This is a genomic window from Paracoccus sp. (in: a-proteobacteria), assembly GCF_046289755.1.
Classification (GTDB): Bacteria; Pseudomonadota; Alphaproteobacteria; order Rhodobacterales; family Rhodobacteraceae; genus Paracoccus.
In genome coordinates, this window is the sequence record NZ_JBKBVD010000042.1 from 1 (window position 1) to 24,521 (window position 24,521).

Consider the following 24,521-nt stretch of genomic DNA (forward strand, 5'->3'; position numbering starts at 1 on the left):
AACCGCACAAGGTCATCATAACGGCGGTCGCCCGGAAACTGGTCAACCTGGCTAACGCCCTGTGTAAAAGCCGTCAGAAATGGACGCCTTCGACCGCGTGAGGGATACAGTTGCTAGGCGACGGCTGCGAGCGGATCAAGCTCTGTGGAGCTATTGGAGGGCAAGCATCGACAGCCCCCCAACGGCCCGCCCCTCATCAAAAAGCGTCATAGGCGCCTGCAAAGCGCGTCCCTGCCGCGCAGGCTTGCCTGCCAGCGTGTTTGCGACCGATTCGCGCGCCCGGTCCTTTCGGGCGGCGGTGTGTCGACCCAGCGGAATCTGCGGCACCATCCCGCGCCATGGACCTCGTCCAGAGCGCGCGCGCTGGTGCAGACGACCGAGAACCGCAAAAGCACATTCGAGGCGGGCAGGGCGTTCGCGGAGCGGATGCGGGCGCAGAAGTGATTCGCCATGAGGTGTGCAGTCGATGGCCGGTTTGATCTGTACAAAAAGACAGGTTTAACATAGGTGACAACAGGTTATCCCCTGATCTTGTTAACAATTACGCCAGAAAATTATAGTTCGTGAGTGATAGTTCATGTTTGCGACCCAACGCGAAGATCAGCGCCCCGCGCTGACCTGGATCGAACTTTGTGCGCGCCGGTGGAACAAAGAAGACCAACCGGCGTCCCGGATGAGCAAGGTGGCGCTCAATCAGTTCCTGTCCAGGAACGGTCTGTCCCATCTGCGCATCCATCAGACGTTTGACGGCGCCAGGAATGTCAGTCTGAACGACGCCCCAGACCTCTGCGTTCTCAAGCCTGCGGCGCTCTGGAACAGCAAGGGGGTCATGGTCCTGCAAAGGCTGGGCGATGACAGCTGGACCGAGGCCTTGACCGGCGAGACGATGACGTCAGAGCAAGTGATCACGTCCTGCCGCGTGCTGGAAGCGGATGTCGGCAGGAAGCTGACCTTTTTTATCGAAGAACGGGCTCTGGATGAGGACCCGGAAATCGCAATCCCCTACGACTACAAGATCTACGCGTTCCATGGCGTGACAAAGTTCGTCCTTCAGGTGGACAGAAGCACGCGCCCGCAAAGGTTCGCCTTCTTTGATGGCGGGTTCCGGCCGATCCTTGATCGGCGGGTGCAGATCAATCCGGCCCGGGCCAGCACGCTGATGCGGCATCGCAAGCCGGACTGCTGGCAGGGCTTGCTTCAACTGGCAGCAGATGTGTCGGTGGCCCTGAAAGCCCCCTTTGTCTCGGTCGATTGCTACGCAACCCCACGGGGCCCGGTTGTCGGCGAGCTGACCCATACGCCGGGCGCGCCATGGCACGGAAATATGTTCACGTTCTCCGATGCGTTCGACCTGGAACTGGGCAAGGCATGGCGGGATGCAAATGACAGGCTGGGCCTGCCACCTGCGATGATCACGGTGCCGTATGAGTTCCGGGTCAAGGACCGTTTGATCAGAAGCATCACGTGAGCATGGCGCTGATCCAATATGGCCTGAGCGAGAATGGCCGCGCGGTCTCCGCAGTAGGGACGAGGCGGATGTTCCCTGAGCCCAGGCAGGCAGCCTGAAAAGCCAAAGCTGCCTGCTGGACTGATTGCTGTGGGCCTCTGCGCGATCAGCCGTCGTGCCCGGCCAACCAATTCTCCATCATCTCGATTTCCGCCTCCTGCGCGGCAATGACCTCTTCGGCCAAGGCGCGCACCGCAGGGTCCGATCCGTGTTCCAGAACGATGCGGGCCATGTCGATCGCCCCCTGATGATGGGGGATCATGCCGCGCATGAAATCCACGTCCGCGTTGCCGGAATATTCCACGTCCATGTTCGTGTGCATGTCGGCCATCGCCTCGCGATAGGCCGTCGTCGAGGGCGTGTCGTCGGGCTGCGCCCCGGACATCGCCCCGGACATCGCCATGTCTCCGTGCTTCGAATGATCCATCTGCGCCATGTCGCCATGGGCAGAGTGGTCCATCCTCTGTTGGGCAAGGCCCGGCGTGGCAAGGGCAAGGGTCGTCAGCAGGATGGGGACGAATGTCTTCATGGCAGTGCTCTCCTTCTACTGCCTCTCAGATAGTCCTTCCCATCGTTGTAAGGTCAATGGCTGCACAAAGCTGTGATCGCTCCCTTGACCTTCCCATCACGGGAACCCCCATATCGCTTTTGTCGCAGCAATGGAGCCCTGCCCATGAATATCGGAGATGCCGCCAGCCGCTCGGGCGTATCGGCCAAGATGATCCGCTATTACGAGCAGATCGGCCTGATCCCGAATGCCAGCCGAACCGCGTCGGGATACCGAGCCTACGTGCCGGGCGATGTCCACATGCTGCGGTTCATTGCCCGCGCCCGCGATCTGGGCTTTTCCATCGCCGAGATCACCGAACTGTTGGACCTGTGGCGTGACAAGGACAGGCGCAGTGCCGATGTGAAGGCGCTGGCGCAGGTGCGGGTCCGGGACTTGCGCCAAAAGATCGCTCATCTGCAGGAAATGGCCGACACCCTCGAGGACCTGGCGAACGCCTGTGCCGGCAATGAGCGTCCGGATTGCCCGATCCTGCAACAGCTCGAAACGCCAGAAACGGGCGAAACCAAGGCGACCCGCCAGGCGCAGGACAAAGGCTTCAAGGAACGGATCGGCTCATGATCAATCGACGGATGTTCACGATGGCGATGGCCGCTTGTCTTCTTTCGGCTCCGGCAATGGCAGGCGTGCGACAGGCCCCGATCCGGGCACAGGTGTTCCGCTCACCCGATTGCGGATGCTGCGGCGCCCGGGTCACTGGCCTTGAAGGTCACGGCTTCCAAGATACCCGATGATCTAGGGAAGGCTTTGAGAAAAAATCGAAAGCTGAAATGCCTTATGTATGACCCTGGGGATGATCCTGCCGCACTGCTCAAATCTCTACAGGATCTTGCAGAAATCATGGACGACGTTCCAGCGCTGATTTGACCAACCTCGACGCCTCTTCCCCGCATGCGGTTGCCCCGAATACTGCCAGGTACATCCTGCGTTGCAGGCGGGCAGCGTCCCGTCGTCATCCGCCATCGTGCCGTGCCGCGCCGCCGCCGGGCACAGTTTGTTGACAGCGCAGGCTCCAGACGCTCTAGGTCGGGTATGTGTAATGAGTTGGATAAGACCATGTTCAGACCTACGGTTCTCGGCCCGTCCTCGTTGGCCAGCGACACATTCGTCAATACATACCCCCATCAATTCATGATCTCGACCTCGGATGCGGTCCGGTTGCCGGGCTGGCCCCGGACGTCGTTGGAGGGGGTGCAGATCGACACGGCGCCTGATCTTGCGCTGACGATGTTGACGGCGGCAGACGGGCGCAGGGTGGGGGTGGTGTTCGGGCTTGCCATCGCGCCCGACGGGCGGATGCTGACGGATGAGTACCGGCTGGGCGGTTCAGAAGACGACGCGATCCTGCGCGAGGCCGAGGCGCTTGTCGAACGGACAGCCGGGCGCTTTGCGGCGGTCATTTCGGTGGGTGCGCACCGGCGGCTGTATCTGGACCCGGTGGGCGATCTGGCGGCGGTTTACAATCCGCAGACCCGCGTGGCAGGCTCGACCACATTGTTCGTGATGGAGGGCGATTTTCAGGACAACCCCCTGTTCCCCTTTGGAGAAATCAAGAAATCCGAGGCGCATTACGGGCTTGGTCACACCCGCGACCGGGGCACGCACAGGCTGCTGGCCAACTACTATCTGGATCTGGACAGCTTCCGGCCGGTGCGCCACTGGCCCCGCGGCGACACCGATCTGGTGACGCGGACAGATGCGGATGAGATGTCCACCATCATGGACGAGATCACCGCCCGTCTTGGTCGCAACATGTCTGAAATCCTGCGTGAACGCACCTGCATCGTGCCTCTGTCGGGGGGGCGGGATTCGCGCTGCCTCGTCGCGGCCGCACTGCCTGAAATGACCCGTGCCTTTACGCTGTTTGCCTGGCGCTTTCACCGGATGTCGGGGCGCGACGCAGTGCTGGGCGCGCAGCTGGCGGCGTTTCTGGGCCTGCCGTTTCAGGAGTTCAAATTCGTCAAGCTGACGCGCGAGGTCAAGGCGCTCTATCTGCGGCGGAACGGCTATTCGAATTTCGGCACCGCGCTGCAGTCGCTTGCCATCTCCGAGACGCTGCCCGGCGGCATGGTCATGCCGCGCGGCAATATCATGGGGATCATGCGCGCCACCAACTGGAACGGCAAGACCGAAGAGATGCCGTTCGATCCCCTGCATGCGCTGCGACGCCTGCAGCTGGGGACCGCCACGGCAGATCCGGACCGCAAAGAGCAGCTGCTGGCCCAGGTCAACGCGTGGTACGATCACTTGCCGCAGTCGGCACGCCCCAAGGTCTATGACATCCTCTGGCTGGACATGGTTCTGACCCATGGTCAGGGCACGCGGAACTACGGCACGCCGAACAATTTCGTCGTCAATCCGTTCAACGACCGCAGGCTGATCCAGCTGTCGATGCAGCTTCCGCTGCACCTGCGGAAATCGGACGCGCCCTATGACATGATCCTTGATCGGACCGTACCGGCGCTGAAGGAATTCGAGTATAACTGACCGGGACTGTCCGCGCCTGCGCGCCGGAACGACCTGACAGGGCGCTCCGGTATGCAGGCGCGTCTGGCGTCAGCGGGTGCGCAGCAGGCCCATGATATCCTTGGTCCGCTCAAGGATCGGGGTCGCAATCGCATCGGCGCGCGCGGCGCCATCGGCTAGGATGCGGTCGATCTGCGCCGGGTCATCAAGATAGGTGGCCATCTTCGCGGTGATGGGCGACAGCGCCGCGACGGCAACTTCGGCCAGCGCGGGCTTGAAGTTGCCGAATCCCTGACCTTCGAACCGGGCCAGCACCTGATCGGGCGTCTCGTCGGCAAGGGCCGCGTAGATATTGACCAGATTGCGGGCCTCGGGGCGGTCTTTCAGACCCTCGATCTGGGCCGGCAGAGGCTCGGCATCGGTGCGGGCCTTGCGGATCTTTTGCGCGATCGTGTCGGCGTCGTCGGTCAGATTGATGCGGCTGGCGTCCGAGGGATCGGATTTCGACATCTTTTTGCTGCCGTCGCGCAGGGACATGACGCGGGTGGCCACGCCCTCGATCAGCGGCTCGGTGATCGGGAAATGATCGACCTTGTAGTCGTGGTTGAACTTGGCGGCGATGTCGCGGGTCAGTTCCAGATGCTGTTTCTGATCCTCGCCCACCGGCACGGCGGTCGCCTGATAGGTCAGGATGTCGGCCGCCATCAGCGCCGGGTAGGCCAGCAGGCCGAGGCTGGCATTTTCGCTGTTCTTGCCCGCCTTGTCCTTGAACTGGGTCATCCGGTACATCCAGCCGACGCGGGCCACCGTGTTGAACAGCCACGCCATTTCGGCATGCGCACTGACCTGCGACTGGTTGAACAGGACGGATTTCGCCGGATCGACACCCGCCGCCATGAAGGCCGCTGCCGCCTCGCGGATGCGGCAGCGCAGAACCTCGGGGTCCTGCCAGACGGTGATGGCGTGCAGATCGACGATGCAATAGATCGTCTCGGCCTGTCCGCCCTGCAGCGCGGCAAAGCGTTTCAGCGCGCCCAGATAATTGCCAAGCGTCAGCCCCCCCGAGGGCTGGATGCCCGAGAAGATGCGCGGGCGGAAGGTGGCATTGATCGGGGCGTTGATGGGTTCGGACATGACCGGCCTGCCTTGGAATTTCCTGGCCCGTGGCTTAGCGGTTGGCCGAGCCCTTCGCAACCGTCAAGGAAATCCCATGCGCCCCCCCTCGCGTTCCGGCCTGACCCAATCGCCCATCAACCCGCTGCCGCCCGTGATCTGGCTGCTGGCCCTGCCCGTCATCGCCATCGAGGCCGTGATGGCGCTGGGTCAGGCAGGCATCATCGGCGGCGCGCAGGGCGTGGGCCTCAGGCTGGACGCGATCCGGTTTGCAGCCTTTCCGCCGGAACTGGCGCAGCGGATCTGGGGTCTGGGGATCATCGACACCGACCAGCTGTATCGCGCGCTCAGCTTCAGCTTCGTGCATGTCTCGCTGACCCATGCGCTGTTTGTCGTCGTGTTCACGCTGGCGCTTGGCAATATGGTGGCGCAGAACTTCCGGCCATGGGCGGTGCTGGCGCTGTTCTTCGGATCGGCCATCGGCGGCGCGCTGGTCTATTCGGCGATCCAGCCGATGCTGGGCGCGCCGCCCGCGCCGCTGATCGGCGGCTATCCGGCGGTCTACGGGCTGGTCGGCGCCTTCACCTTTCTGCTGTGGACCCGGCTGGCGGCGCAGAATGCCAACCGGATGCGCGCCTTCCTGCTGATCGGCATGCTGCTGCTGTTCCAGCTGGTCTTTGGCGTGCTCTACGGCCCGCAAGGCCATGGCTGGATCGCCGAGATCGCGGGCTTTGCGGTGGGCTTCGGCCTCAGCTTCCTGCTGGTCGATGGCGGGCTCGGGCGGGCACTGGCGCAGATGCGCCAGCGTTAACCGCCGCGCTTCATGGCGGCTTTCAGCTCTGACGGGCGATAGCCGCCGATCACGAAGGCCAGTGCGAAATAGATCGCGCCACCGCCGAACACCATGATCGCCAGCGACGGGATGCGCGGCAGGCCCTCCAGCCCGTGCCGCATCCCCCACAGCGCCAGCGCCATCAGCGCCGAGCAGGCCAGGATCCGGGGCAGGGCGCGTTTCAGCCGGGCGTCCATATGGACCGCCTGACCCATGCCGCGCATCCCCCATATCAACTGTGCGGCCATCACCCATGCCGCCAGCGTCGTGGCCAGCGCCGCCGCCAGAAAGCCCATGAAGGGCATCAGGCCAAAGGCCACAAGCGCGTTCACCACCATGGAATTGACGGCAAAGCGGAACGGCGTGCGGGTGTCTTCGCGCGCGAAATACAGCGGCTGCAGGATCTTTTGCAGCACGAAGGCGGGCAGGCCCAGAGCATAGACCACAAGTGCGGCTGCCGTCTGCTGCGTGTCGAAGGCGGTGAAGGCGCCGCGCTGAAACAGCGTGCTGACCATGGGGTGCGCGATCACCGCGATGGCCGCGGCGGCAGGCAGGGTCAGGAACAGCCCGAACTCTGTCGCGCGGTTAAAGGCCGATTGCCCGCCCTCGGTGTCGCCCGTCTCAAGCCTGCGCGCCAGTTCCGGCAGCAGCACCACCGCCACCGCCGCACCCACGATGCCAAGCGGCAGCTGATACAGCCGGTCGGAATAGTTCAGCCACGAGATCGCCCCCTCGAACCGCGAGGCGACCTGACGGCCCACCAGCAGGTTGATCTGCACCACGCCCCCCGCAAGGATCGCAGGCGCGGCGACCCGCAGCAGGTGCCGCATCTCGGGTGTCAGGCGGGGGCGCGAGGGGATGAACGTCCAGCCGTGGCGATGCGCGTCCCACCAGACAAGGCACAGCTGCGCGATGCCGGTGACCGGCGTGGCCCATGCCAGCGCCAGCCCCACATCCCAGCCCTGCCAGCGCGCCAGCGCCATGGCGGCCAGAAACAGCAGGTTCGGCAGGACCGGCGCGGCGGCGGCGGCGGAAAAGCGGCCATTGGCGTTCAGCACGCCCGAAATCATCGCCGCCAGCGAGATCAGCAGGATATAGGGGAACATGATCCGGCCATAGATCACCGCCAGATCAAAGCGCGCATCGCCCTGAAAGCCCGAGGCCATCAGCCAGACCAGCCCCGGCATGGCGACAAGGCCGATCCCGGTCAGCAGCAGCACGCAGGCGAACAGCCCGTTAAAGGCGTCGCGCGCAAAGCTGCCCGCATCCTCGCGGTCGCCCAGCTTTTTGGAAAACATCGGCACGAAGGCGGTGTTGAAGGCGCCCTCGGCGAAGAAGCGGCGGAACATGTTGGGCAAGGCCAGCGCCACGAAGAACGCGTCCGAGACCGTGCCGCTGCCCAGCCATCGCGCCATCAGGATGTCACGTGCAAATCCTGTCAGCCGTGACAGGAATGTCCAGCTTCCCACGGCCAGAAAGCCGCGCACCAGTCCGGTTTTCATCTTCTCAAGCCTCTGCCCGTTTGGCCCCGTCGGCCATGGCCGTCCGCAGTTTCTTTTCCAGCGCGTCGCGTTTCGCGGCGCTGTGCAGTTTCAGCCCGAACATGTCCTTGACATAGAAGCTGTCGACCACCTGTGCGCCATAGGTCGCAATCATGGCGCTGACAATCTGGATATGGTTGCCCGCAAGGGTCCGCGTCAGATCATACAGCAGGCCGGGCCGGTCGCGGGTGTCGACCTCGATGATGGTGTAGATGTCGCTGCCCTCGTTGTCGAAGGTGATATGGGTCGGAAACCTGAACTCGCGGTTGCGCTTTTTGGGCTTGTCGCGGGTGGCGAATGCCTCGCGCGCCACGATCTCGCCGCGCAGGGTGCGCAGGATGGTCTGGTGCAGGCGCGGCAACCGGTCTTCCGAGAACGGATGTCCCTCGGCGTCCTGCACCCAGAACACCGCCGTCGCATAGCCGTCGCGCGTCGTATAGGTGCGCGCGTCCACGACATTGGCGCCCATCAGCGTCAGCGCCCCGGCCAGCCGCGAGAAGATGCCCGGATGATCGGCCAGCACGAAGGCCGCCTGCGTCGCATCGCGGTCAGGATCGGCGCGCATCTCGATGCGGATCTCGTCGGCGGTGATCTTGTGCAGCATCTGCGCGAAACTGGCCTGCGTCGATGTGGTCAGCCCGGCCCAATAGGCGTCGTAATGGCGCCCCAGCTCGGCCCGGATCGAGCGTGGCTCCCATCCCTTGGCGACCAGCATGTGGCGCAGGGACCGCTTGGCCTCGGCCTGCCTGCGGTCGCGGTTCAGTTCCTCCAGCCCGTTTTCCAGCGCGGCGGCGGTTTCCTGATGCAGCTTGCGCAGCAGCGCCGCCTTCCAGTTGTTCCAGGTCCCCGGACCCACGCCGCGAATGTCGCAGACGGTCAGCACCAGCAGCATGTCCAGCCGCTTGCGGGTCTTCACCGCCTTGGCAAAGTCGCGCAGCGTGCGCGGGTCGGAAATATCGCGTTTCTGCGCCACGTCCGACATCAGCAGGTGATGGCGCACCAGCCATTCGACCGTGTCGATGTCGTCCTGCGCAAAGCCGAAGCGGGCCGCGATCCGCCGCGCGATCCGTGCGCCCAGGATCGAGTGATCCTCGGACCGCCCCTTGCCGATGTCGTGCAGCAGCGTCGCCAGATACAGCACGCGCCGGCTGATGCCACCGGCCTGCATGATCTCGCTGGACAAGGGCAGGTCGCCCGGATGCTCGCCCCGCTCGATCTCGGCCAGGGCTGCGACGCATTGGATGGAATGTTCGTCGACGGTGTAGTGGTGATAGTGGTTGAACTGCATCATCGCCACGACCGGCTCGAATTCCGGCAGGAAGGCGGCCAGAACGCCCAGCTCGTTCATGCGGCGCAGGGCGCGTTCGGGATTGCCGTGTTTCAGCAGCAGGTCCATGAAGATGCGGATCGCCTCGGGGGCGGTCTGCACGTCCTCGTCGATCAGGTCCAGATTGGCGGCGACAAGGCGCATCGCGTCGGGATGGATCAGAACGCTGGTGCGCAGCGCCTCTTCGAACAGGCGCAGGATATTGAGGGGATCGGACAGCGCCGCCTCGGTCTCGAAGGCCAGCCGGCCCTGCTGATCGACAAAGCCGGGCCGCATCTTGCGGCGCCTGCGGAAGATGCGGCCCAGAAAGGGTGCGGTGCGGACGTGGCGGGTTTCCAGTTCGGTCAGGAACACGCGGGTCAGCTCGCCCACGCGGGTGGCCTGACGGAAATAATCCTGCATGAAGAACTCGACCGCGCGGCGGGCGGCGCCATCGGCATAGCCCATGCGGCGCGCGACCTCGACCTGCATGTCAAAGGACAGCACATCGACCGGGCGCCCCGCGATCAGATGCAGATGGCAGCGCACCGCCCACAGAAAATCCTCGGCCTGCCAGAAGGCCAGATGCTCGTCGCGCGAAAACACGCCCAGATCGACCAGTTCAACCGCGCGGTCGACGCGGTGGATGTATTTTGCGATCCAGTAGAGGGTCTGCAGGTCGCGCAGCCCGCCCTTGCCCTCCTTCACATTCGGCTCCAGCACATAGCGCTGGCCGCCTTGCCGGGCGTGGCGGGCGGCGCGCTCGTCCAGCTTGGCCTCGATGAATTCGGGCACGCTGCGTTCGAACAGGTCCGACCACAGCCGGTCGCGCAGCTCGGTTGACAGCGGTGCATGGCCGGTGATCAGCCGGTTCTCGACCAGCGAGGTGCGGATCGTCATGTCGGCTGTGCCAAGGCGCAGGCAATCATCGACGCTGCGGATCGAATGGCCGATCTTCAGCTTCAGGTCCCACATCATGTACAGCATCGATTCGACGACGCTTTCGGCCCAGGGCGTGATCTTCCACGGCGTCAGGAACAGCAGGTCCACATCGGATGCAGGCGCCATCTCGGCCCGGCCATAGCCGCCCACGGCCAGCACCGCCAGACGCTCGGACTCCGAGGGGGAATGCAGCGGGTGCAGCCGCGTGGTGGCCACATGGTGCACGGCAATCACGGTGCTGTCGGTCAGCGCCGCGATGGCGCGCACCATCTCGCGGGCGGCGCGTGGGTTGCGGGCAAAGGCGGCCTCGATCCCGGCCATGGCGTCCGCGCGCGCCTCGGTCAGCAGGGCCACCGTGCGGGCACGGATCTCGCGCGGGACGGTCAGGCCCTCCAGCGCCTGTTCAAGCTGGGGCAGCAGGCCAAGCGGGTCTTGCGTGGCATCCGCCCCGGCAGGGATCGGGACGGGCAGAGCGGGGACGGGCAGGTTGGGGGTCTTGTCGGTCATCTGGGGCTTTTGACCCATCGGCTGAAGGTTCCGTTCACGATCCCAGACCACGGGCGTTGCGCGGTGCCGGGTCCAGAATGACCAGTTGCCCGCCCCGGATCGTGGCGACCGCAAGGCTGCGCTGACTGGTGCCGTTGCGGTTCAGCCGGAACAGGCCACCGACGCCGGAAAAGCCCGCGCGCTGGGTCAGGCCGGTGGTGGTCAGCGCATTGCTGCGCCCCGAGCGCGCCAGCGAGGCGATCGCCGCCGTGCCGTCATAGGCCAGATAGGCCAGCGGATGCGGCGCCTCGCCATGCGATTGCCGGTAGCGGGTCTCGAACTGGCTTATCAGCGTCTGATCCGGGATGGCGAACCAGCCCTCGGCCAGTTGCGGCATGCGCAGGCGCTCGGACGGCTGATCCCAGCGGGTCAGGCCCATCATCTGCGTCACCTGCGAGGTGACGCCCGCATCGGCCAGCGCCTTGGCCAGATAGGGCAGCACCGCCTGATTGTTGCCGGTCATGAAGATGGCGTCGACCTGACCCGACCGGGCCGCCGTGGCGATCCGGGGGCTGGCGCTGTCGATCCCGCTGATCGACACCGGGTGGTTGGTGCGCCCCATCAGCCGCGCGCCGTTGCGGGCGATGGCGGTCTCGATGGCGCGGCCGCCCAGCTGGCCCGCGATGTCATCCTCGGCCACGACGAAATAGTTGCGCTTGCCCTGACGGACCCCGTGGCGGACCAGCCGGTCGGCGATGTTTTCGAAGCTGTTGCCGAGGATAAAGACGTTGCCGCCCGCGACCTGGGTGTTGTTGGAGAAGGACAGCACATTGATATTGCGCGGCATCATGGCGTTGCCGACCGCATTCGCAGCCTCGGCAAAGAGCGGGCCCAGAATGATCTGCGCCCCGGCATCGGCGGCGATATTGGCCTGTGCCACGGCCGTTTCGGCCGAGGTGCCGCTGTCATAGACGCGCAGGTCGATGGCCGCGCCCTGCGCATCCGCCGCAGCCATCCGCGCCGAGTTGCGCAGGCTGCGCGCCAGCCAGTCCAGATCCTGTGACCCCGACCCGCCGGGCACCAGAAGCGCCACCCGCACCGGCGCGCCGGGGGTGATCTGCTGGCCGATCTCGGGGCCGGTGGCCTGCCCGGCGCTGCCCACAGGATCGCAGGCGGCAAGCAACAGGGCCGAGATGACGGCGCCCGTGCGCAGGATGGCATGGCGCAACCTGCTGGCGGGCCGGGTTGTGGCGGATGCAGACATGTGAAATTCCCCTCATGGATCGCAGCTGGACGCCGGTTGTGGCAAACTAGGCCCTCGCCCGGGGCTTGGCAATCAGCCCGCGCACAGCAAGGAGATTGGGATGACCGACCGGACCACAGGACCAGCCGTGCCCCCGCCCGCGCGGCTTGGTGCCCATATCGAGGCGGCGCGGCTTGGTCCCGGGCTTTATCTTGTGGCGACCCCGATCGGGGCCGCACGCGATATTACCCTGCGGGCGCTGGATGTTCTGAACAGCGCCGACATGCTGGCCGCCGAGGATACGCGGGTGCTGCGCCATCTGATGGACATTCACGGCGTGCCGCTGCGCGGACGGCGCATCCTCGCCTATCACGACCACAATGGCGATCGCGCGCGGCCCGCGCTGCTGGCGGCGCTGGCCGAGGGGCTCAGCGTGGCCTATTGCTCGGACGCGGGCACGCCTCTGGTCGCCGATCCCGGCTATCGTCTGGCGCTGGATGCCGCGCAGGCCGGGGCGCGGGTGCATGCGCTGCCCGGCCCCTCGGCCGCGCTGGCGGCGCTGAGCCTGTCGGGCCTGCCAAGCGACCGCTTCCTGTTTCTGGGCTTTCCCCCGTCAACACAGGCCGCACGGCTGAGCTGGCTGCGAGAGTGGCTGTGGACCGATGCGACGTTGATATTCTTTGAAAGCCCCCGGCGCATTAACCGGATGTTGAATGATCTGTGCGAGGTTGATCCGAATCGGGTTACAGTGGTGGCGCGTGAACTGACGAAGAAATTCGAGGAAATCATCCGCGGCACGGCGCAGGACCTGGCGTCTGATCCCCGCATGGCGACCCTGAAGGGCGAAATTGTCGTTGTGCTCGACCGGTCCTTGCCCGCACCGCCGGATGAGGAACGGATCGACACTGTTCTGCGGATGCACATGGCGACCTTGTCAGTCAAGGACGCCGCCCGGGAAGCCGCGCGCGAGCTGGGTCTGGCGCGACGCGATCTGTATCAACGCGCGCTGGCTTTGGCGCGCCCTGAGTGAGGTTTGCCAGAATGGGACAGCATCTCCACGATGACTTTTCTACGGGCGTTCCGGTTGTCCCGTGGGCGCGCCGCGAGCGTGGGCGCGTTGCGGCCCTGTCGGGCGTCATGGCCGAGGATTCGGTTCACCGGCACTATCTGGCGCGGGGCGCGGTGTTGCGGGCCAGCCGCTGGCGCGGCAAGGCGGGCGAGATTGATCTGATCTTTCAGGACGGTGAGGATCTGGTCTTTGTCGAGGTCAAAAAGGCCGCGACCCACGCGATTGCCGCCGAGCGGTTGCGCCCTGCTCAGATGGCACGGATCTGCCGGGCCGCCTGCGAATATTGCGAGGTTGCGGGCCTGGGCACGGTTCCGATGCGGTTTGACGCGGCGCTGGTGGATCAGACGGGTCGGGTCGAGCAGATTCCGAATGCCTTCTGGGAAAACTGAAAGGGACTGCCTTGCATTGCCTCCGTCCGCGGGCGACAAGTCCGCGCGCAACTTTTGGGGGTTGGGATGAGCCTATACGTCGCCTTGCAGATGGACCCGATCGAGAATGTCTCGGTCACCGCCGACAGCACATTCCGCATCGGGCTTGAGGCCGAGAGCCGGGGGCACCGGCTGTTTCAGTATACCGTGGATCAACTGCGCTATGATGAGGGGCGGGTCATTGCGCGCGGGCGCGCGGTCACGCTGCGCGCGGTGCAAGGCGACCATGTTGAGTTCGGGGAATGGGCCGATGTTGACCTGACAGAGTTCGATGTGATCTGGCTGCGTCAGGATCCGCCGTTCGACATGGCCTATGTCACCTCGACCCATCTTCTGGACCGGGTGCATCCTGGGACATTGGTGGTCAATGATCCGTTCTGGGTGCGCAACTGCCCGGAAAAGCTGATGGTTCTGGACTTTCCCGATCTGACACCGCCGACGCTGATCTCGCGCGATCTGGACGCGATCCGCGCCTTCCGGGCGCGCCATGGCGAGATCATCGTCAAGCCGCTTTACGGCAATGGCGGCGCGGGGGTCTTTCACCTCAGGCCCGAAGACCCGAACCTGTCATCGTTGTTCGAGACGTTCACGGGCATCAACCGCGAGCCCCTGATTGCGCAGAAATTCCTGCCTGCGGTCGTCAAGGGGGACAAGCGGATCATTCTTGTCGATGGCGAGCCGGTCGGCGCCATCAACCGTGTTCCGCTGAAGGGCGAGGCGCGGTCGAACATGCATGTGGGCGGCCGCGCCGAACAGGTCGGGCTGACCGCGCGTGAGCGCGACATCTGCGCCCGCATCGGCCCGGTCCTGCGCGAGAAGGGTCTGATCTTTACCGGCATTGATGTCATCGACGGCTGGCTGACCGAGATCAACGTGACCTCGCCCACCGGCATTCAGGAGCTTGAGCGGTTTGACGGCATCAACGCCGCCGAAGCCCTCTGGATCGCGATCGAGCGCCGGGTGGCCGCGCAGCGTGAGACGACCCCCCGCTAGCCGCCCGCCATGAACGGCAGCCGGTAGCTGATCGCCTCGGCCAGATGCTGGGGATGGACCTTGTCGCAATGGTCCAGATCCGCGATCGTGCGGGAGCTGCGCAGGATGCGGTGATAGCCGCGGGCGGTCAGGCCCAGCCGCTCGGCCGCCTTGTGGATCAGGGCCTTGCCTGCCTCGTCGGGGGCGGCGATCTGATCCAGAACCGCGCCGCTGGCCTCGGCATTCACGCGGATGTCGGGCGCGTCGGCAAAGCGCCGCGTCTGGATGCCGCGCGCCTCGGCCACGCGGCGCGCGATCTCGCCCGAGGTTTCGCCGCCCGGCGGCAGGTCCAGATCGCTGAAATGGACGGCAGGCACCTCGAACCGCAGATCGAACCGGTCCATCAGCGGCGCCGAGACCCGGCCCAGATAGTCGCCGCCACAGCCCGGCGCCCGCGAACAGGCCCGCGCCGCATCGGCCAGATAGCCGCAGCGGCAGGGATTGGCCGCAGCGATCAGCAGGAACCGGCAGGGATAGCGGATATGGGCGTTGGCGCGGGCGACCACGACCTCACCCGTCTCGATCGGCTGGCGCAGCGTCTCCAGCACCGGGCGCGAGAATTCCGGCATCTCGTCCATGAACAGCACGCCGTTATGGGCCAGGCTGATCTGGCCCGGTCGCGCGCCGCGCCCGCCGCCCACGATCGCCGCCATCGAGGCCGTGTGATGGGGTTCCTGAAACGGCGCCTGCCGCGAGATGCCGCCATTTTTCAGCGTGCCCGCCAGCGAATGGATCATCGAGGTTTCCAGCGCCTCGATCGGCGACAGGGGCGGCATCAGCCCCGGCAGCCGGGCCGCCAGCATCGACTTGCCGGCGCCGGGCGGGCCGACCATCATCATGTGGTGCCGCCCCGCCGCCGCAATCTCCAGCGCGCGCTTGGCGCGTTCCTGCCCCTTGACCTCGGACATGCAGAGACGGTGATCGCTGTCGGCGACCGTGCCGGGCGTGGCGCGGGGCAGGGGCGCGCGGTCGGTCAGATGGTCGATCACCTCGCGCAGCGTGGCGGCGGCCAGAACGGGCACGGCCTCGATCCAGGCGGCCTCGGGGCCGCAGGCACGGGGGCAGATCAGCGCGCGGTCATCCTCGGCTGCGGCCATGGCAGCGGGCAGCGCGCCCATGACCGGCACCAGCCGCCCGTCCAGCGCCAGCTCGCCCAGACAGATGCAGCGCGCAAGTTCATCCTGCGGCACGATCTCCAGCGCGGCCAGCACCGCCAGCGCGATGGGCAGGTCGAAATGAGCCCCCTCCTTGGGCAGGTCGGCGGGCGACAGGTTCACCGTCACACGCCGGTTGGGCAGCGCGATGGCCAGCGCGCCAAAGGCCGCGCGCACCCGCTCGCGGGCCTCGCTGACCGCCTTGTCGGGCAGGCCCACGATGCCAAAACCGGGCAGACCGGCGGCGACGGCGCATTGCACCTCGACCAGACGCGCCTCGACGCCCTCGAACGCGACCGAATAGGCGATGGCGACCATGTGCGCTCCGTTTGCTTTCCCTGATCGTTAACGGCGCATCGGTTAAGATCGGGTTAACGGCGCCTTTCTTGCGGGCGCGGGCCTGCGGGTCTATCTGTGAGGCGCGTGCGAATGGTTGGGGGCGGGATGCTGGGCAAACGGATACTTCTGATCACGGGCGGCGGGATTTCCGCCACCAAGATCCCGGCGCTGATCCGGCTGATCCGGGCGGCGGGGGCGCATGTGACGCCGGTTCTGACGGCGGCGGGCGCGCAATTCGTGACGCCCATGTCGCTGTCGGTGCTGGCGGGCGAGGCGGTGCATCAGGATCTGTTCGACATCGCAGCCGAGGCCGAGATCGGCCATATCCAGCTGTCGCGCCGGGCCGATCTGGTCGTGGTGGCGCCCGTGACGGCGGATCTGATGGCAAAGATGGCGCAGGGGCTGGCGAATGATCTGGCCTCGACCCTGCTGCTGGCGACCGACAAGCCGGTGCTGATCGCGCCCGCCATGAATGTGCGGATGTGGCAGCATGCCGCCACGCAGCGCAATCTGGCCACCCTGCGCGGCGACGGCATCAATGTGATCGGCCCCGATGAGGGCGAGATGGCCTGCGGCGAATTCGGGCCCGGTCGCATGGCCGAGCCTGAGGCAATCCTGTCTGCCATCCGGGCAGCGCTGCCGGGGGGGGCCTTGGGCGCGCCCTTGCGGCTGCTGCCCGAGGCGCAGGTGCCGCGTGGGCCGCTGGCGGGGCGGCATGTCATCGTGACCTCGGGGCCGACGCATGAGCCGATCGACCCGGTGCGCTATATCGCCAACCGTTCCAGCGGCGCGCAGGGGGCGGCGATTGCGGCGGCGCTGCGCGATCTGGGCGCGCGGGTCAGCTTTGTCACCGGCCCGGCCAGCGTGCCGCCGCCGCAGGGCGTGCAGGTGATTGCGGTCCAGACGGCGCAGCAGATGCGCGATGCGGTCGAGGCGGCCTTGCCTGCGGATGCCGCCGTGATGGCGGCGGCGGTGGCCGACTGGCGGGTGCTGAACGGCAGCGATCAGAAGATGAAAAAGACCGCAGGCGGGCTGCCCGCGCTGGAGATGGCCGAGAACCCCGATATTCTGGCCTGGCTCAGCCGCGATGCGCAGCGCCCGGCGCTGGTCGTGGGGTTTGCGGCGGAAACCCATGATGTGATCGCACATGCCACGGCCAAGCGGCTGCGCAAGGGCTGTGACTGGATCGTCGCCAATGATGTCAGCCCCGCGACCGGCATTATGGGCGGGGCCGAGAACGCCGTGACGCTGATCACCGCAGACGGCGCCGAGGACTGGCCGCGCATGTCCAAGACCGAGGTTGCCGCCCGCCTGGCCGCCCGCATCGCGCAGGCCTTGGCATGAGGGCCTATCTGGACTGGAACGCCACCACGCCCCTGCGCCCCGAGGCGCGCGCGGCGATGATCGCGGCGATGGATCTGGTGGGCAACCCGTCCTCGGTCCATGCCGAGGGGCGCGCGGCCAAAATGGCGATGGAGCGCGCGCGTGAGGAAATCGCCGCAGCCCTTGGCGCCGAGGGGGCGGATCTGGTCTTTACCTCGGGCGCGACCGAGGCGGCGGCCATGGTGCTGGCTGGACGGGGGCTGGCCTGCGCGCCGGTGGAACATGACGCGGTCAAGGTCTGGTGCGACCGGTCGCTGCCGGTGGATGGTGACGGGCTGGTCACCGTGGCCGATCCGGGCCGCGCCACGCTGCAACTGGCCAATAGCGAAACCGGCGTGATGCAGCGCCTGCCCGAGGGGCTGGCTGTCAGCGACCTGACGCAGGCGTTCGGCAAGATCCCCTTTGCCTTCAACTGGCTGGGCGTGACGGCGGGGTTGCTCAGCGCGCATAAGCTGGGCGGTCCCAAGGGGATCGGCGCGCTGGTGCTGAAGAAAGGGACCGATCTGGAGGCCATCCTGAAGGGCGGCGGGCAGGAACAGGGCCGCCGCGCGGGGACCGAAAACCTGCCCGGCATTCTGGGCTTTGCCGCCGCCGCCCGCGCCGCGCAAGCCGATCTGGAGGCCGGGCTGTGGGACGAGGTCGCCGCCCGCCGCGACCGGCTGGAGGCGCGGCTGACCGGGCGTTTTCCTGACCTTTTGGTGGCAGGAAAGGCGGCGCGGCGCTTGCCGAACACCTCTTGCCTTCTTACATCCGGCTGGAGGGGTGAAACGCAGGTCATGGCAATGGACCTTGCGGGCTTTGCCATTTCGGCAGGCTCGGCCTGTTCGTCGGGCAAGGTCCGGGCCAGCGGCACCCTTCAGGCGATGGGGTATGACGATCATCAGGCGCAATCGGCGATCCGGGTTTCCATAAGTCCGGCTTTGGACGAGGATCAGATGAACCGATTTGCGGATGCCTGGGAAAGCGCGTATTCACGCTGGCGCGACAGGAACGGCCAGGCCAGGGGGCCCGGCCCGAGGAAGGACAGAGGATGACGGCAACCACCGATCTTGATGTACGCGAAGGTGTTGACCGCGAAACGGTCGAAACCGTGCAGAACATGGGCAGCTACAAACATGGCTGGAATACCGAGATCGAGATGGAATACGCGCCCAAGGGCGTGAACGAAGACATCGTCCGCCTGATCTCGGCCAAGAACAACGAACCGGAATGGATGACCGACTGGCGGCTGGAAGCCTATCGCCGCTGGGTCACCATGACCGAACCGAAATGGGCGATGCTGAACTATCCGGTCATCGACTATCAGGATCAGTATTACTACGCCCGCCCCAAAAGCATGGAAGAAAAGCCCAAGTCGCTGGACGAGGTCGATCCCAAGCTGCTGGCGACCTATGAAAAGCTGGGCATCCCGCTGCGCGAGCAGATGATTCTGGCAGGCGTCGAGGGGGCCGAGGATGCGCCCGCCGATGGCCGCCGCGTGGCCGTCGATGCGGTGTTCGACAGCGTCAGCCTGGGCACGACCTTCAAGGATGAGCTGGCCAAGGCGGGCGTGATCTTCTGCTCGATCTCCGAGGCGATCCGCGAGCATCCCGAGTTGGTGAAGAAATACCTCGGCTCGGTTGTGCCGCAATCGGACAACTATTTCGCCACGCTGAACAGCGCCGTCTTTTCGGATGGCTCGTTCGTCTACATTCCGCCCGGCGTGAAATGCCCGATGGAGCTGTCGACCTATTTCCGCATCAATGCCGAGAATACCGGCCAGTTCGAGCGCACGCTGATCATCGCCGACCGGGGCAGCTATGTCAGCTATCTGGAAGGCTGCACCGCGCCCAAGCGCGACACGACCCAGCTGCATGCGGCGGTGGTCGAGCTTGTCATTCTGGAAGATGCCGAGGTGAAATACTCGACCGTCCAGAACTGGTTCCCCGGCGATGAGGACGGCAAGGGCGGCATCTATAACTTTGTCACCAAGCGGGCCGATTGCCGCGAGGCCCGCGCCAAGGTGATGTGGACGCAGGTCGAGACCGGGTCGGCGATCACTTGGAAATACCCGTCCTGCATCCTGCGCGGCGACGAAAGCCAGGGCGAGTTCTATTCCATCGCCATCGCCAACAACTGGCAGCAGGCCGATACCGGCACCAAGATGATCCATCTGGGCAAGAACACCCGCTCGCGGATCGTGTCCAAGGGGATTTCGGCGGGTCAGGCGCAGAACACCTATCGCGGGCTGGTGACGATGCACCCGCGCGCCACCAACAGCCGCAACTACACCCAATGCGACAGCCTGCTGATCGGCGACACATGCGGGGCGCATACGGTCCCCTATATCGAGGTCAGGAACAACTCCAGCCGGGTCGAGCACGAGGCCACGACCAGCAAGGTCGATGACGACCAGCTGTTCTACTGCCGCAGTCGCGGGATGGACGAGGAAGAGGCCGTGGCGCTGGTCGTGAACGGCTTCTGCCGCGAGGTGCTGCAGGCCCTGCCGATGGAATTCGCCATGGAGGCGCAGGCGCTGGTGGCGATCAGCCTCGAAGGCTCGGTCGGGTGATCATTCCGGCCGGGCTGCGCGCCCGGCCGCCAATCTATGCGGCGCCCCTGCTGGCGCCTTCGCCGTTTGAGGGAAATATGCTTAAAATCAACAACCTGCACGTCAAACTTGAAGAAGAGGACAAGCAGATCCTGAAGGGTCTGACGCTGGAGGTTCCGGCAGGCGAGGTCCATGCGATCATGGGGCCGAACGGGTCGGGCAAGTCGACCCTGTCCTATGTCCTGTCGGGCCGCGACGGCTATGAGGTGACCGGGGGCGAGGCCACGCTGGAGGGCGAAAGCCTGCTGGAGATGGAGCCCGAGGAACGTGCGGCTGCGGGTCTGTTCCTGGCCTTCCAGTATCCGGTCGAGATCCCCGGCGTCGGCAACATGACCTTTCTGCGCACCGCCGTGAACGCGCAGCGCAAGGCGCGCGGCGAGGCCGAACTGACCGCGGGCGAGTTCCTGAAAATCGTGCGCGCCAAGGCCGCGGATCTGCAGATCAGCCCCGATATGCTGAAACGCCCGGTGAATGTCGGTTTCTCGGGCGGTGAGAAAAAGCGCAACGAGATCCTGCAGATGGCCATGCTGGCGCCGCGCATGTGCATCATGGATGAGACAGATTCGGGTCTGGACGTGGATGCGATGCGGCTGGTGGCGGATGGCGTGAACGCGCTGCGCAGCCCCGATCGCAGCTTTCTGGTCATCACCCATTACCAGCGCCTGCTGGATCACATCAAACCCGATGTCGTGCATATCATGTCGGATGGCCGCATCATCAAATCGGGTGGCCCGGAGCTGGCGCTGGAGGTCGAAGAGAACGGCTATGGCGATCTTCTGGCGGAGGCCGGCTGATGGCTGACGTGGCGGTCAAGACCAAGGACGTGACACCTCAGGTTGCGGGGCAGGTCGCGGGCGGTGCCCAGTCCGCCGATGCGCTTGAGGCGCGGCTGGCGGCGCTGAGCCTGCCCGCAACGCTGGCAGAGGCCCGCGCCGATGCGCTGGCGCGGCTGCGTGCGATGGGCCTGCCGGGGCGGCGTGACGAATACTGGCGCTATACCGACCCGCGCCCGTTCAACGCGGCGCGCCCCGAGGACAAGCCGCTGGTGGCTGACGCGCCTTCGGTGCTGTTTGCCGATCTGGACTGCCTGCGGCTGGTTTTTGTCGATGGGGTCTTTGACGCGGCCGCCTCGGACCCGCTGGCGCTGGACGGGGCAGAGATCACGCCGCTGTCGCAGGTGGCAGACGGTCACTGGGCGGCGGATCTCTATGGCCGGCTGGAGGCTGCGGGCCAGACGCCGGTCCCGCGCCCCTTTGCGGCGCTGAATTCGGCCTGTGCGGCGGACGGGCTGCTGATCCGGGTGACGGGCAAGCCCGCGCGCCCGGTCCATGTGATCCACCGCCGGGGCGATGCGGCGGCGGATGCGGTCTGGCACCACGTCCTGCGCGTCGAGGCGGGGGCCGAGCTGACGCTGCTGGAGACCGGCAAGACCGGCGCGCGCTCGAACGGGCTGATCGAGGTTGATCTGGCGGAGGGTGCGCGGCTGCATCACATCAGCTCGAAACGGGCGGGCGATCCGCTGGTCGGGCTGTCGCATCTGTTCGCGCGGGTCGGCGAGGGGGCGCAGCTGAAAAGTTTCGCGCTGCAGGTCGGCGGGCGGATGATGCGCACCGAAAGCGTCATCGACATCACCGGCGACGATGCCGTGGCGCATATCGCGGCGGCGGTGCTGGGCGACGGCCATGCCGGGCCGTTCCATCAGGACGACACGGTGTTCGTGACCCATGGCGCGCTGCGCGGCGAAAGCCGTCAGGTGTACAAAAAGGTGCTGAAAAACGGCGCGACCGGCGTGTTTCAGGGCAAGATTCTGGTCAGGAAGGGCGCGCAGAAGACCGATGGCTATCAGATCAGTCAGGCGCTGCTGCTGGACGAGGCCAGCCAGTTCCTGGCCAAGCCAGAGCTGGAAATCTACGCCGATGACGTGAAATGCTCGCATGGTTCGACCACCGGCGCGATCGACGAGGATGCGCTGTTCTACCTGCGCTCGCGCGGGGTGCCGCAGGACCGGGCGATCGTGTTTCTGGTCCTGTCCTTTCTGGCCGACGCGCTGGCCGAGGTCGAGGACGAGGCCCTGCGCGACCATATCAACGAGCGGCTTGATGCATGGCTGACCGCACAAGCCGAGGCGTAAGCCGCCCCCCGCAAGGGGGCGGCATGGCCCAACGCGTGATGCAAAGCTGGTGGGCCCCGCGCCGGGTGGTGCGGGGCCTTTCCGGCATGCCCGACCGGGTGCTGCTGGTGGTGCTGATGCTGGCCATGCTGTTCATGCTGGTGGCGCAGGCGCCCCAGCATGCCCGCGCCGCGCAACTGGACCCCGCGATTCCGTTCGAGGCGCGGATGGGGGCGGCGCTGATGGCGGTGATGTTCATGGCGCCGCTGCTGGCCTATGCCGTGGCCGCGCTGGTGGCGCTGATCGCGCGGGCGACGCCATGGCGGCTTGCGCCCGAGGATTCGCGTCTGGCACTGTTCTGGGCTTTGCTGGCCGTGGCACCGGCGATGCTGCTGGCGGGTCTGGTGGCGGGGATGATCGGCCCCGGCCCGGCGCTGACCCTGACCCGCGCAGTGGCGGGTCTGGGATTTCTGATGATCTGGGGCGCCGGAGTTTCGGTGCTGGCAAGGCGAGTGACATGACCTTAGACGATTTCAAGGGCCTGATCCGGCTGACATTCCGCGCGCCCGAACAGGCCGCGCATCTGCTGATGGCGCAGGGCTGGCCGATGTCGGTGCGCTGGATGGCGCTGGTGCTGACCGTCTCGGTCTCGGGACTTCTGGCCTGGGTGTCGATGCAGTTCTACCCCGCGCCCACGGGTGATGCCGCGCCGATGTTCACGCTGGGGCAGCAGCCGCTGTTGCTGGCGGGCCTGCAGCTGGTCGCGGTTGTGATCGGTGCCGGGCTGATGGCGGGCGTGGGCCGGATGTTCGGCGGCCATGGCCGGTTCGAGGATGCGCTGCTGCTGGCCGTCTGGATCGAGACGATCCTGCTGCTGGTGCAGGCCGCTCAGATCATCCTGTCGCTGGCCCTGCCCGCATTCGGGGGGCTTCTGGGCATCCTGTCGGTCGCGCTGTTCCTGTGGCTGACGGTCCAGTTCACCAAGGCGCTGCACGGCTTTACCAGCGGCCCCAAGATCCTGCTGGTGATGTTTGCCACGCTGCTGGCGCTTGGCTTCGTGATGTCCTTTTTCGCCGCCGCTCTGGGTCTTCTGCCGGAGATGCCGCAATGAACTTTGACGTCAACGCCGTCCGCGCCGATTTTCCGATCCTGTCGCGTCAGGTGAACGGCCGCCCGCTGGTCTATCTGGACAACGGCGCCAGCGCGCAAAAGCCCCGCGTGGTGATCGACGCCATCACCCGCGCCTACGAGGGCGAATACGCCAATGTTCACCGGGGCCTGCACTACCTGTCAAACCTTGCCACCGACAATTACGAACGCGTGCGCGGCACCATCGCCCGCTTTCTGAACGCGCCCGAGAACGAGATCATCTTCACCTCCGGCTCGACCGAGGCGCTGAACCTTGTCAGCTATGGCTGGGCCGCGCCCAATCTGCGCCCCGGCGACGAAATCCTGCTGTCGGTGATGGAGCATCACGCCAATATCGTGCCCTGGCATTTCCTGCGCCAGCGGCAGGGGGTGGTGCTGAACTGGGTCGAGCCCGAGCCCGATGGCAGCCTGCCCCCCGAAAAGGTGCTGGCCGCGATCACCCCGCGCACCCGCATGATTGCGCTGACGCATATGTCGAATGTGACCGGCACGGTGGTCGACATCGCGGGCGTGCGGGCGGGCACCGACCTGCCGCTTGTCGTCGACGGATCGCAGGCGGCGGTGCATATGCCGGTCGATCTGTCCACGCTTGGCGCGGATTTCTACTGCATCACCGGGCACAAGCTGTACGGCCCCTCGGGCTCGGGGGCGATCTGGATCCGGGCGGACCGGCAGGCGGAAATGCGCCCCTTCATGGGCGGCGGCGACATGATCCGCACGGTCGGGCGCGACGCGATCACCTATAACGACCCGCCCCTGCGGTTCGAGGCGGGCACGCCCGGCATCGTCAACCAGATCGGTCTGGGCGCCGCGCTGGACTATCTGATGGATCTGGGGATGGAGAATATCGCCGCGCATGAGCGGGGCTTGCGCGACTATGCCCGCGACCGGCTGCGCAGCCTCAACTGGCTGCAGGTGCAGGGCGATGCGGCCGACAAGGGCGCGATCTTTTCCATGACGATGGCAGGGGCGCATGCGCATGACATCTCGACCATCCTCGACAAGAAGGGAATCGCCGTGCGCGCGGGCAGCCATTGCGCCATGCCGCTGATGGAGTTCATGGGCATCACCGCCAGCGCGCGGGCCAGTTTCGCGATGTATAACACGCAGGCAGAAGTTGACGCGCTGATCGAAGGATTGACCTTCTGCCGCGAGCTTTTCGCCTGAATCTTGCAAAGATTCGGGTGGTCGCCGAAGAATGCCCGATAATCCTTGCCGGATGCGGGGAATGTCTGCATCTCTGACCCATCGTCAGCAGGGGAG

Annotated in this window: 21 protein-coding genes; 15 read left to right on the top strand and 6 right to left on the bottom strand. The window is 65.9% G+C overall.

Annotation, left to right across the window (positions count from 1 at the left end; translation table 11 throughout):
* The first annotated feature begins 577 nt into the window (after positions 1-577).
* Positions 578-1,468 (top strand): ATP-grasp fold amidoligase family protein, encoded by an 891-nt coding sequence (locus ACK41U_RS14450; protein WP_409681496.1) that lies wholly within the window; start codon positions 578-580, stop codon positions 1,466-1,468.
* 145 nt (positions 1,469-1,613) lie between these two features.
* Here the strand turns inward: ACK41U_RS14450 and ACK41U_RS14455 are convergent, their stop codons facing one another.
* Positions 1,614-2,036: a DUF305 domain-containing protein gene (locus tag ACK41U_RS14455; protein WP_409681498.1), complete on the bottom strand. Its 423-nt coding sequence runs from the start codon at positions 2,034-2,036 to the stop codon at positions 1,614-1,616.
* Positions 2,037-2,180: 144 nt separating this feature from the next.
* Here ACK41U_RS14455 and cueR point away from each other — a divergent pair, with 144 nt between their 5' ends.
* Both cueR and ACK41U_RS14465 read left to right on the top strand, forming a co-directional pair.
* A complete protein-coding gene (gene cueR / locus ACK41U_RS14460) occupies positions 2,181-2,636 on the top strand; it encodes a Cu(I)-responsive transcriptional regulator (RefSeq protein WP_409681500.1) in 456 nt (151 codons plus the stop codon).
* 495 nt (positions 2,637-3,131) lie between these two features.
* Positions 3,132-4,562 (top strand): hypothetical protein, encoded by a 1,431-nt coding sequence (locus tag ACK41U_RS14465; protein ID WP_409681502.1) that lies wholly within the window; start codon positions 3,132-3,134, stop codon positions 4,560-4,562.
* Positions 4,563-4,631: 69 nt separating this feature from the next.
* Here the strand turns inward: ACK41U_RS14465 and trpS are convergent, their stop codons facing one another.
* On the bottom strand, positions 4,632-5,675 hold the full coding sequence (gene trpS / locus ACK41U_RS14470) for a tryptophan--tRNA ligase (RefSeq protein WP_409681504.1): 1,044 nt from the start codon (positions 5,673-5,675) through the stop codon (positions 4,632-4,634).
* 76 nt (positions 5,676-5,751) lie between these two features.
* Here trpS and ACK41U_RS14475 point away from each other — a divergent pair, with 76 nt between their 5' ends.
* Positions 5,752-6,465: a rhomboid family intramembrane serine protease gene (locus tag ACK41U_RS14475; RefSeq protein ID WP_409681506.1), complete on the top strand. Its 714-nt coding sequence runs from the start codon at positions 5,752-5,754 to the stop codon at positions 6,463-6,465.
* Here ACK41U_RS14475 and murJ read toward each other — a convergent pair.
* The 3 genes from murJ to ACK41U_RS14490 are packed head-to-tail and all read right to left on the bottom strand — an operon-like array spanning position 6,462 to position 12,025.
* Positions 6,462-7,988: a murein biosynthesis integral membrane protein MurJ gene (gene murJ / locus ACK41U_RS14480; protein ID WP_409681508.1), complete on the bottom strand. Its 1,527-nt coding sequence runs from the start codon at positions 7,986-7,988 to the stop codon at positions 6,462-6,464. The two genes, ACK41U_RS14475 and murJ, sit on opposite strands and share 4 nt — an antisense overlap.
* Before the next feature lie 4 nt (positions 7,989-7,992).
* The gene (locus tag ACK41U_RS14485; RefSeq protein WP_409681510.1) at positions 7,993-10,782 is read right to left on the bottom strand and encodes a [protein-PII] uridylyltransferase; all 2,790 of its coding nucleotides are present in this window, start codon (positions 10,780-10,782) and stop codon (positions 7,993-7,995) included.
* A 34-nt stretch (positions 10,783-10,816) separates the two neighbouring features.
* A complete protein-coding gene (locus tag ACK41U_RS14490) occupies positions 10,817-12,025 on the bottom strand; it encodes a penicillin-binding protein activator (protein WP_409681512.1) in 1,209 nt (402 codons plus the stop codon).
* Between the two features lie 100 nt (positions 12,026-12,125).
* On the opposite strand from ACK41U_RS14490, the gene rsmI reads away from it, so the two are divergent.
* The 3 genes from rsmI (at position 12,126) to gshB (ending at position 14,494) form a co-directional block, all read left to right on the top strand.
* On the top strand, positions 12,126-13,034 hold the full coding sequence (gene rsmI, locus ACK41U_RS14495) for a 16S rRNA (cytidine(1402)-2'-O)-methyltransferase (protein ID WP_409681514.1): 909 nt from the start codon (positions 12,126-12,128) through the stop codon (positions 13,032-13,034).
* Positions 13,035-13,045: 11 nt separating this feature from the next.
* Positions 13,046-13,462, top strand: coding sequence for a YraN family protein (locus ACK41U_RS14500; protein WP_409681515.1), 417 nt, complete (start codon positions 13,046-13,048; stop codon positions 13,460-13,462).
* Between the two features lie 66 nt (positions 13,463-13,528).
* Complete coding sequence (gene gshB / locus ACK41U_RS14505; RefSeq protein WP_409681516.1) at positions 13,529-14,494, top strand: glutathione synthase; 966 nt, start codon at positions 13,529-13,531, stop codon at positions 14,492-14,494.
* Here the strand turns inward: gshB and ACK41U_RS14510 are convergent.
* Positions 14,491-16,005 (bottom strand): YifB family Mg chelatase-like AAA ATPase, encoded by a 1,515-nt coding sequence (locus tag ACK41U_RS14510; RefSeq protein ID WP_409681518.1) that lies wholly within the window; start codon positions 16,003-16,005, stop codon positions 14,491-14,493. The two genes, gshB and ACK41U_RS14510, sit on opposite strands and share 4 nt — an antisense overlap.
* Positions 16,006-16,131: 126 nt before the next feature.
* Between ACK41U_RS14510 and coaBC the strand changes: the two genes are divergently transcribed.
* The 8 genes from coaBC to ACK41U_RS14550 all read left to right on the top strand — a co-directional run bounded on the left by coaBC (position 16,132) and on the right by ACK41U_RS14550 (position 24,425).
* Positions 16,132-17,370, top strand: a complete 1,239-nt coding sequence (gene coaBC, locus ACK41U_RS14515; protein WP_409681520.1) for a bifunctional phosphopantothenoylcysteine decarboxylase/phosphopantothenate--cysteine ligase CoaBC — start codon at positions 16,132-16,134, stop codon at positions 17,368-17,370.
* Positions 17,367-18,443, top strand: coding sequence for a cysteine desulfurase family protein (locus ACK41U_RS14520; RefSeq protein WP_409681522.1), 1,077 nt, complete (start codon positions 17,367-17,369; stop codon positions 18,441-18,443). Before coaBC ends, ACK41U_RS14520 begins: the two co-directional genes overlap by 4 nt.
* The gene (sufB, locus tag ACK41U_RS14525; protein ID WP_409681524.1) at positions 18,440-19,960 is read left to right on the top strand and encodes a Fe-S cluster assembly protein SufB; all 1,521 of its coding nucleotides are present in this window, start codon (positions 18,440-18,442) and stop codon (positions 19,958-19,960) included. Before ACK41U_RS14520 ends, sufB begins: the two co-directional genes overlap by 4 nt.
* Positions 19,961-20,037: 77 nt before the next feature.
* Positions 20,038-20,793: a Fe-S cluster assembly ATPase SufC gene (gene sufC / locus ACK41U_RS14530; RefSeq protein ID WP_409681526.1), complete on the top strand. Its 756-nt coding sequence runs from the start codon at positions 20,038-20,040 to the stop codon at positions 20,791-20,793.
* A complete protein-coding gene (locus ACK41U_RS14535; protein WP_409681528.1) occupies positions 20,793-22,130 on the top strand; it encodes a SufB/SufD family protein in 1,338 nt (445 codons plus the stop codon). The genes sufC and ACK41U_RS14535 overlap by 1 nt, the downstream gene beginning before the upstream one ends.
* 23 nt (positions 22,131-22,153) lie before the next feature.
* The gene (locus ACK41U_RS14540) at positions 22,154-22,630 is read left to right on the top strand and encodes a hypothetical protein (protein ID WP_409681530.1); all 477 of its coding nucleotides are present in this window, start codon (positions 22,154-22,156) and stop codon (positions 22,628-22,630) included.
* Positions 22,627-23,220: a Yip1 family protein gene (locus tag ACK41U_RS14545; protein ID WP_409681532.1), complete on the top strand. Its 594-nt coding sequence runs from the start codon at positions 22,627-22,629 to the stop codon at positions 23,218-23,220. Before ACK41U_RS14540 ends, ACK41U_RS14545 begins: the two co-directional genes overlap by 4 nt.
* Positions 23,217-24,425: a cysteine desulfurase gene (locus ACK41U_RS14550; RefSeq protein WP_409681534.1), complete on the top strand. Its 1,209-nt coding sequence runs from the start codon at positions 23,217-23,219 to the stop codon at positions 24,423-24,425. Before ACK41U_RS14545 ends, ACK41U_RS14550 begins: the two co-directional genes overlap by 4 nt.
* Positions 24,426-24,521: the final 96 nt, after the last annotated feature.

Coding starts and splice junctions, on each gene's coding strand:
- ACK41U_RS14545 (WP_409681532.1), top strand. CDS start 22,627: ATGACCTTAGACGATTTCAAGGGCCTGATCCGGCTGACATTCCGCGCG.
- ACK41U_RS14500 (WP_409681515.1), top strand. CDS start 13,046: ATGGGACAGCATCTCCACGATGACTTTTCTACGGGCGTTCCGGTTGTC.
- gshB (WP_409681516.1), top strand. CDS start 13,529: ATGAGCCTATACGTCGCCTTGCAGATGGACCCGATCGAGAATGTCTCG.
- ACK41U_RS14450 (WP_409681496.1), top strand. CDS start 578: ATGTTTGCGACCCAACGCGAAGATCAGCGCCCCGCGCTGACCTGGATC.
- ACK41U_RS14490 (WP_409681512.1), bottom strand. CDS start 12,025: ATGTCTGCATCCGCCACAACCCGGCCCGCCAGCAGGTTGCGCCATGCC.
- ACK41U_RS14465 (WP_409681502.1), top strand. CDS start 3,132: ATGTTCAGACCTACGGTTCTCGGCCCGTCCTCGTTGGCCAGCGACACA.
- sufC (WP_409681526.1), top strand. CDS start 20,038: ATGCTTAAAATCAACAACCTGCACGTCAAACTTGAAGAAGAGGACAAG.
- ACK41U_RS14510 (WP_409681518.1), bottom strand. CDS start 16,005: ATGGTCGCCATCGCCTATTCGGTCGCGTTCGAGGGCGTCGAGGCGCGT.
- ACK41U_RS14485 (WP_409681510.1), bottom strand. CDS start 10,782: ATGACCGACAAGACCCCCAACCTGCCCGTCCCCGCTCTGCCCGTCCCG.
- coaBC (WP_409681520.1), top strand. CDS start 16,132: ATGCTGGGCAAACGGATACTTCTGATCACGGGCGGCGGGATTTCCGCC.
- ACK41U_RS14475 (WP_409681506.1), top strand. CDS start 5,752: ATGCGCCCCCCCTCGCGTTCCGGCCTGACCCAATCGCCCATCAACCCG.
- trpS (WP_409681504.1), bottom strand. CDS start 5,675: ATGTCCGAACCCATCAACGCCCCGATCAATGCCACCTTCCGCCCGCGC.
- ACK41U_RS14540 (WP_409681530.1), top strand. CDS start 22,154: ATGGCCCAACGCGTGATGCAAAGCTGGTGGGCCCCGCGCCGGGTGGTG.
- ACK41U_RS14550 (WP_409681534.1), top strand. CDS start 23,217: ATGAACTTTGACGTCAACGCCGTCCGCGCCGATTTTCCGATCCTGTCG.
- cueR (WP_409681500.1), top strand. CDS start 2,181: ATGAATATCGGAGATGCCGCCAGCCGCTCGGGCGTATCGGCCAAGATG.
- sufB (WP_409681524.1), top strand. CDS start 18,440: ATGACGGCAACCACCGATCTTGATGTACGCGAAGGTGTTGACCGCGAA.
- ACK41U_RS14455 (WP_409681498.1), bottom strand. CDS start 2,036: ATGAAGACATTCGTCCCCATCCTGCTGACGACCCTTGCCCTTGCCACG.
- murJ (WP_409681508.1), bottom strand. CDS start 7,988: ATGAAAACCGGACTGGTGCGCGGCTTTCTGGCCGTGGGAAGCTGGACA.
- rsmI (WP_409681514.1), top strand. CDS start 12,126: ATGACCGACCGGACCACAGGACCAGCCGTGCCCCCGCCCGCGCGGCTT.
- ACK41U_RS14535 (WP_409681528.1), top strand. CDS start 20,793: ATGGCTGACGTGGCGGTCAAGACCAAGGACGTGACACCTCAGGTTGCG.
- ACK41U_RS14520 (WP_409681522.1), top strand. CDS start 17,367: ATGAGGGCCTATCTGGACTGGAACGCCACCACGCCCCTGCGCCCCGAG.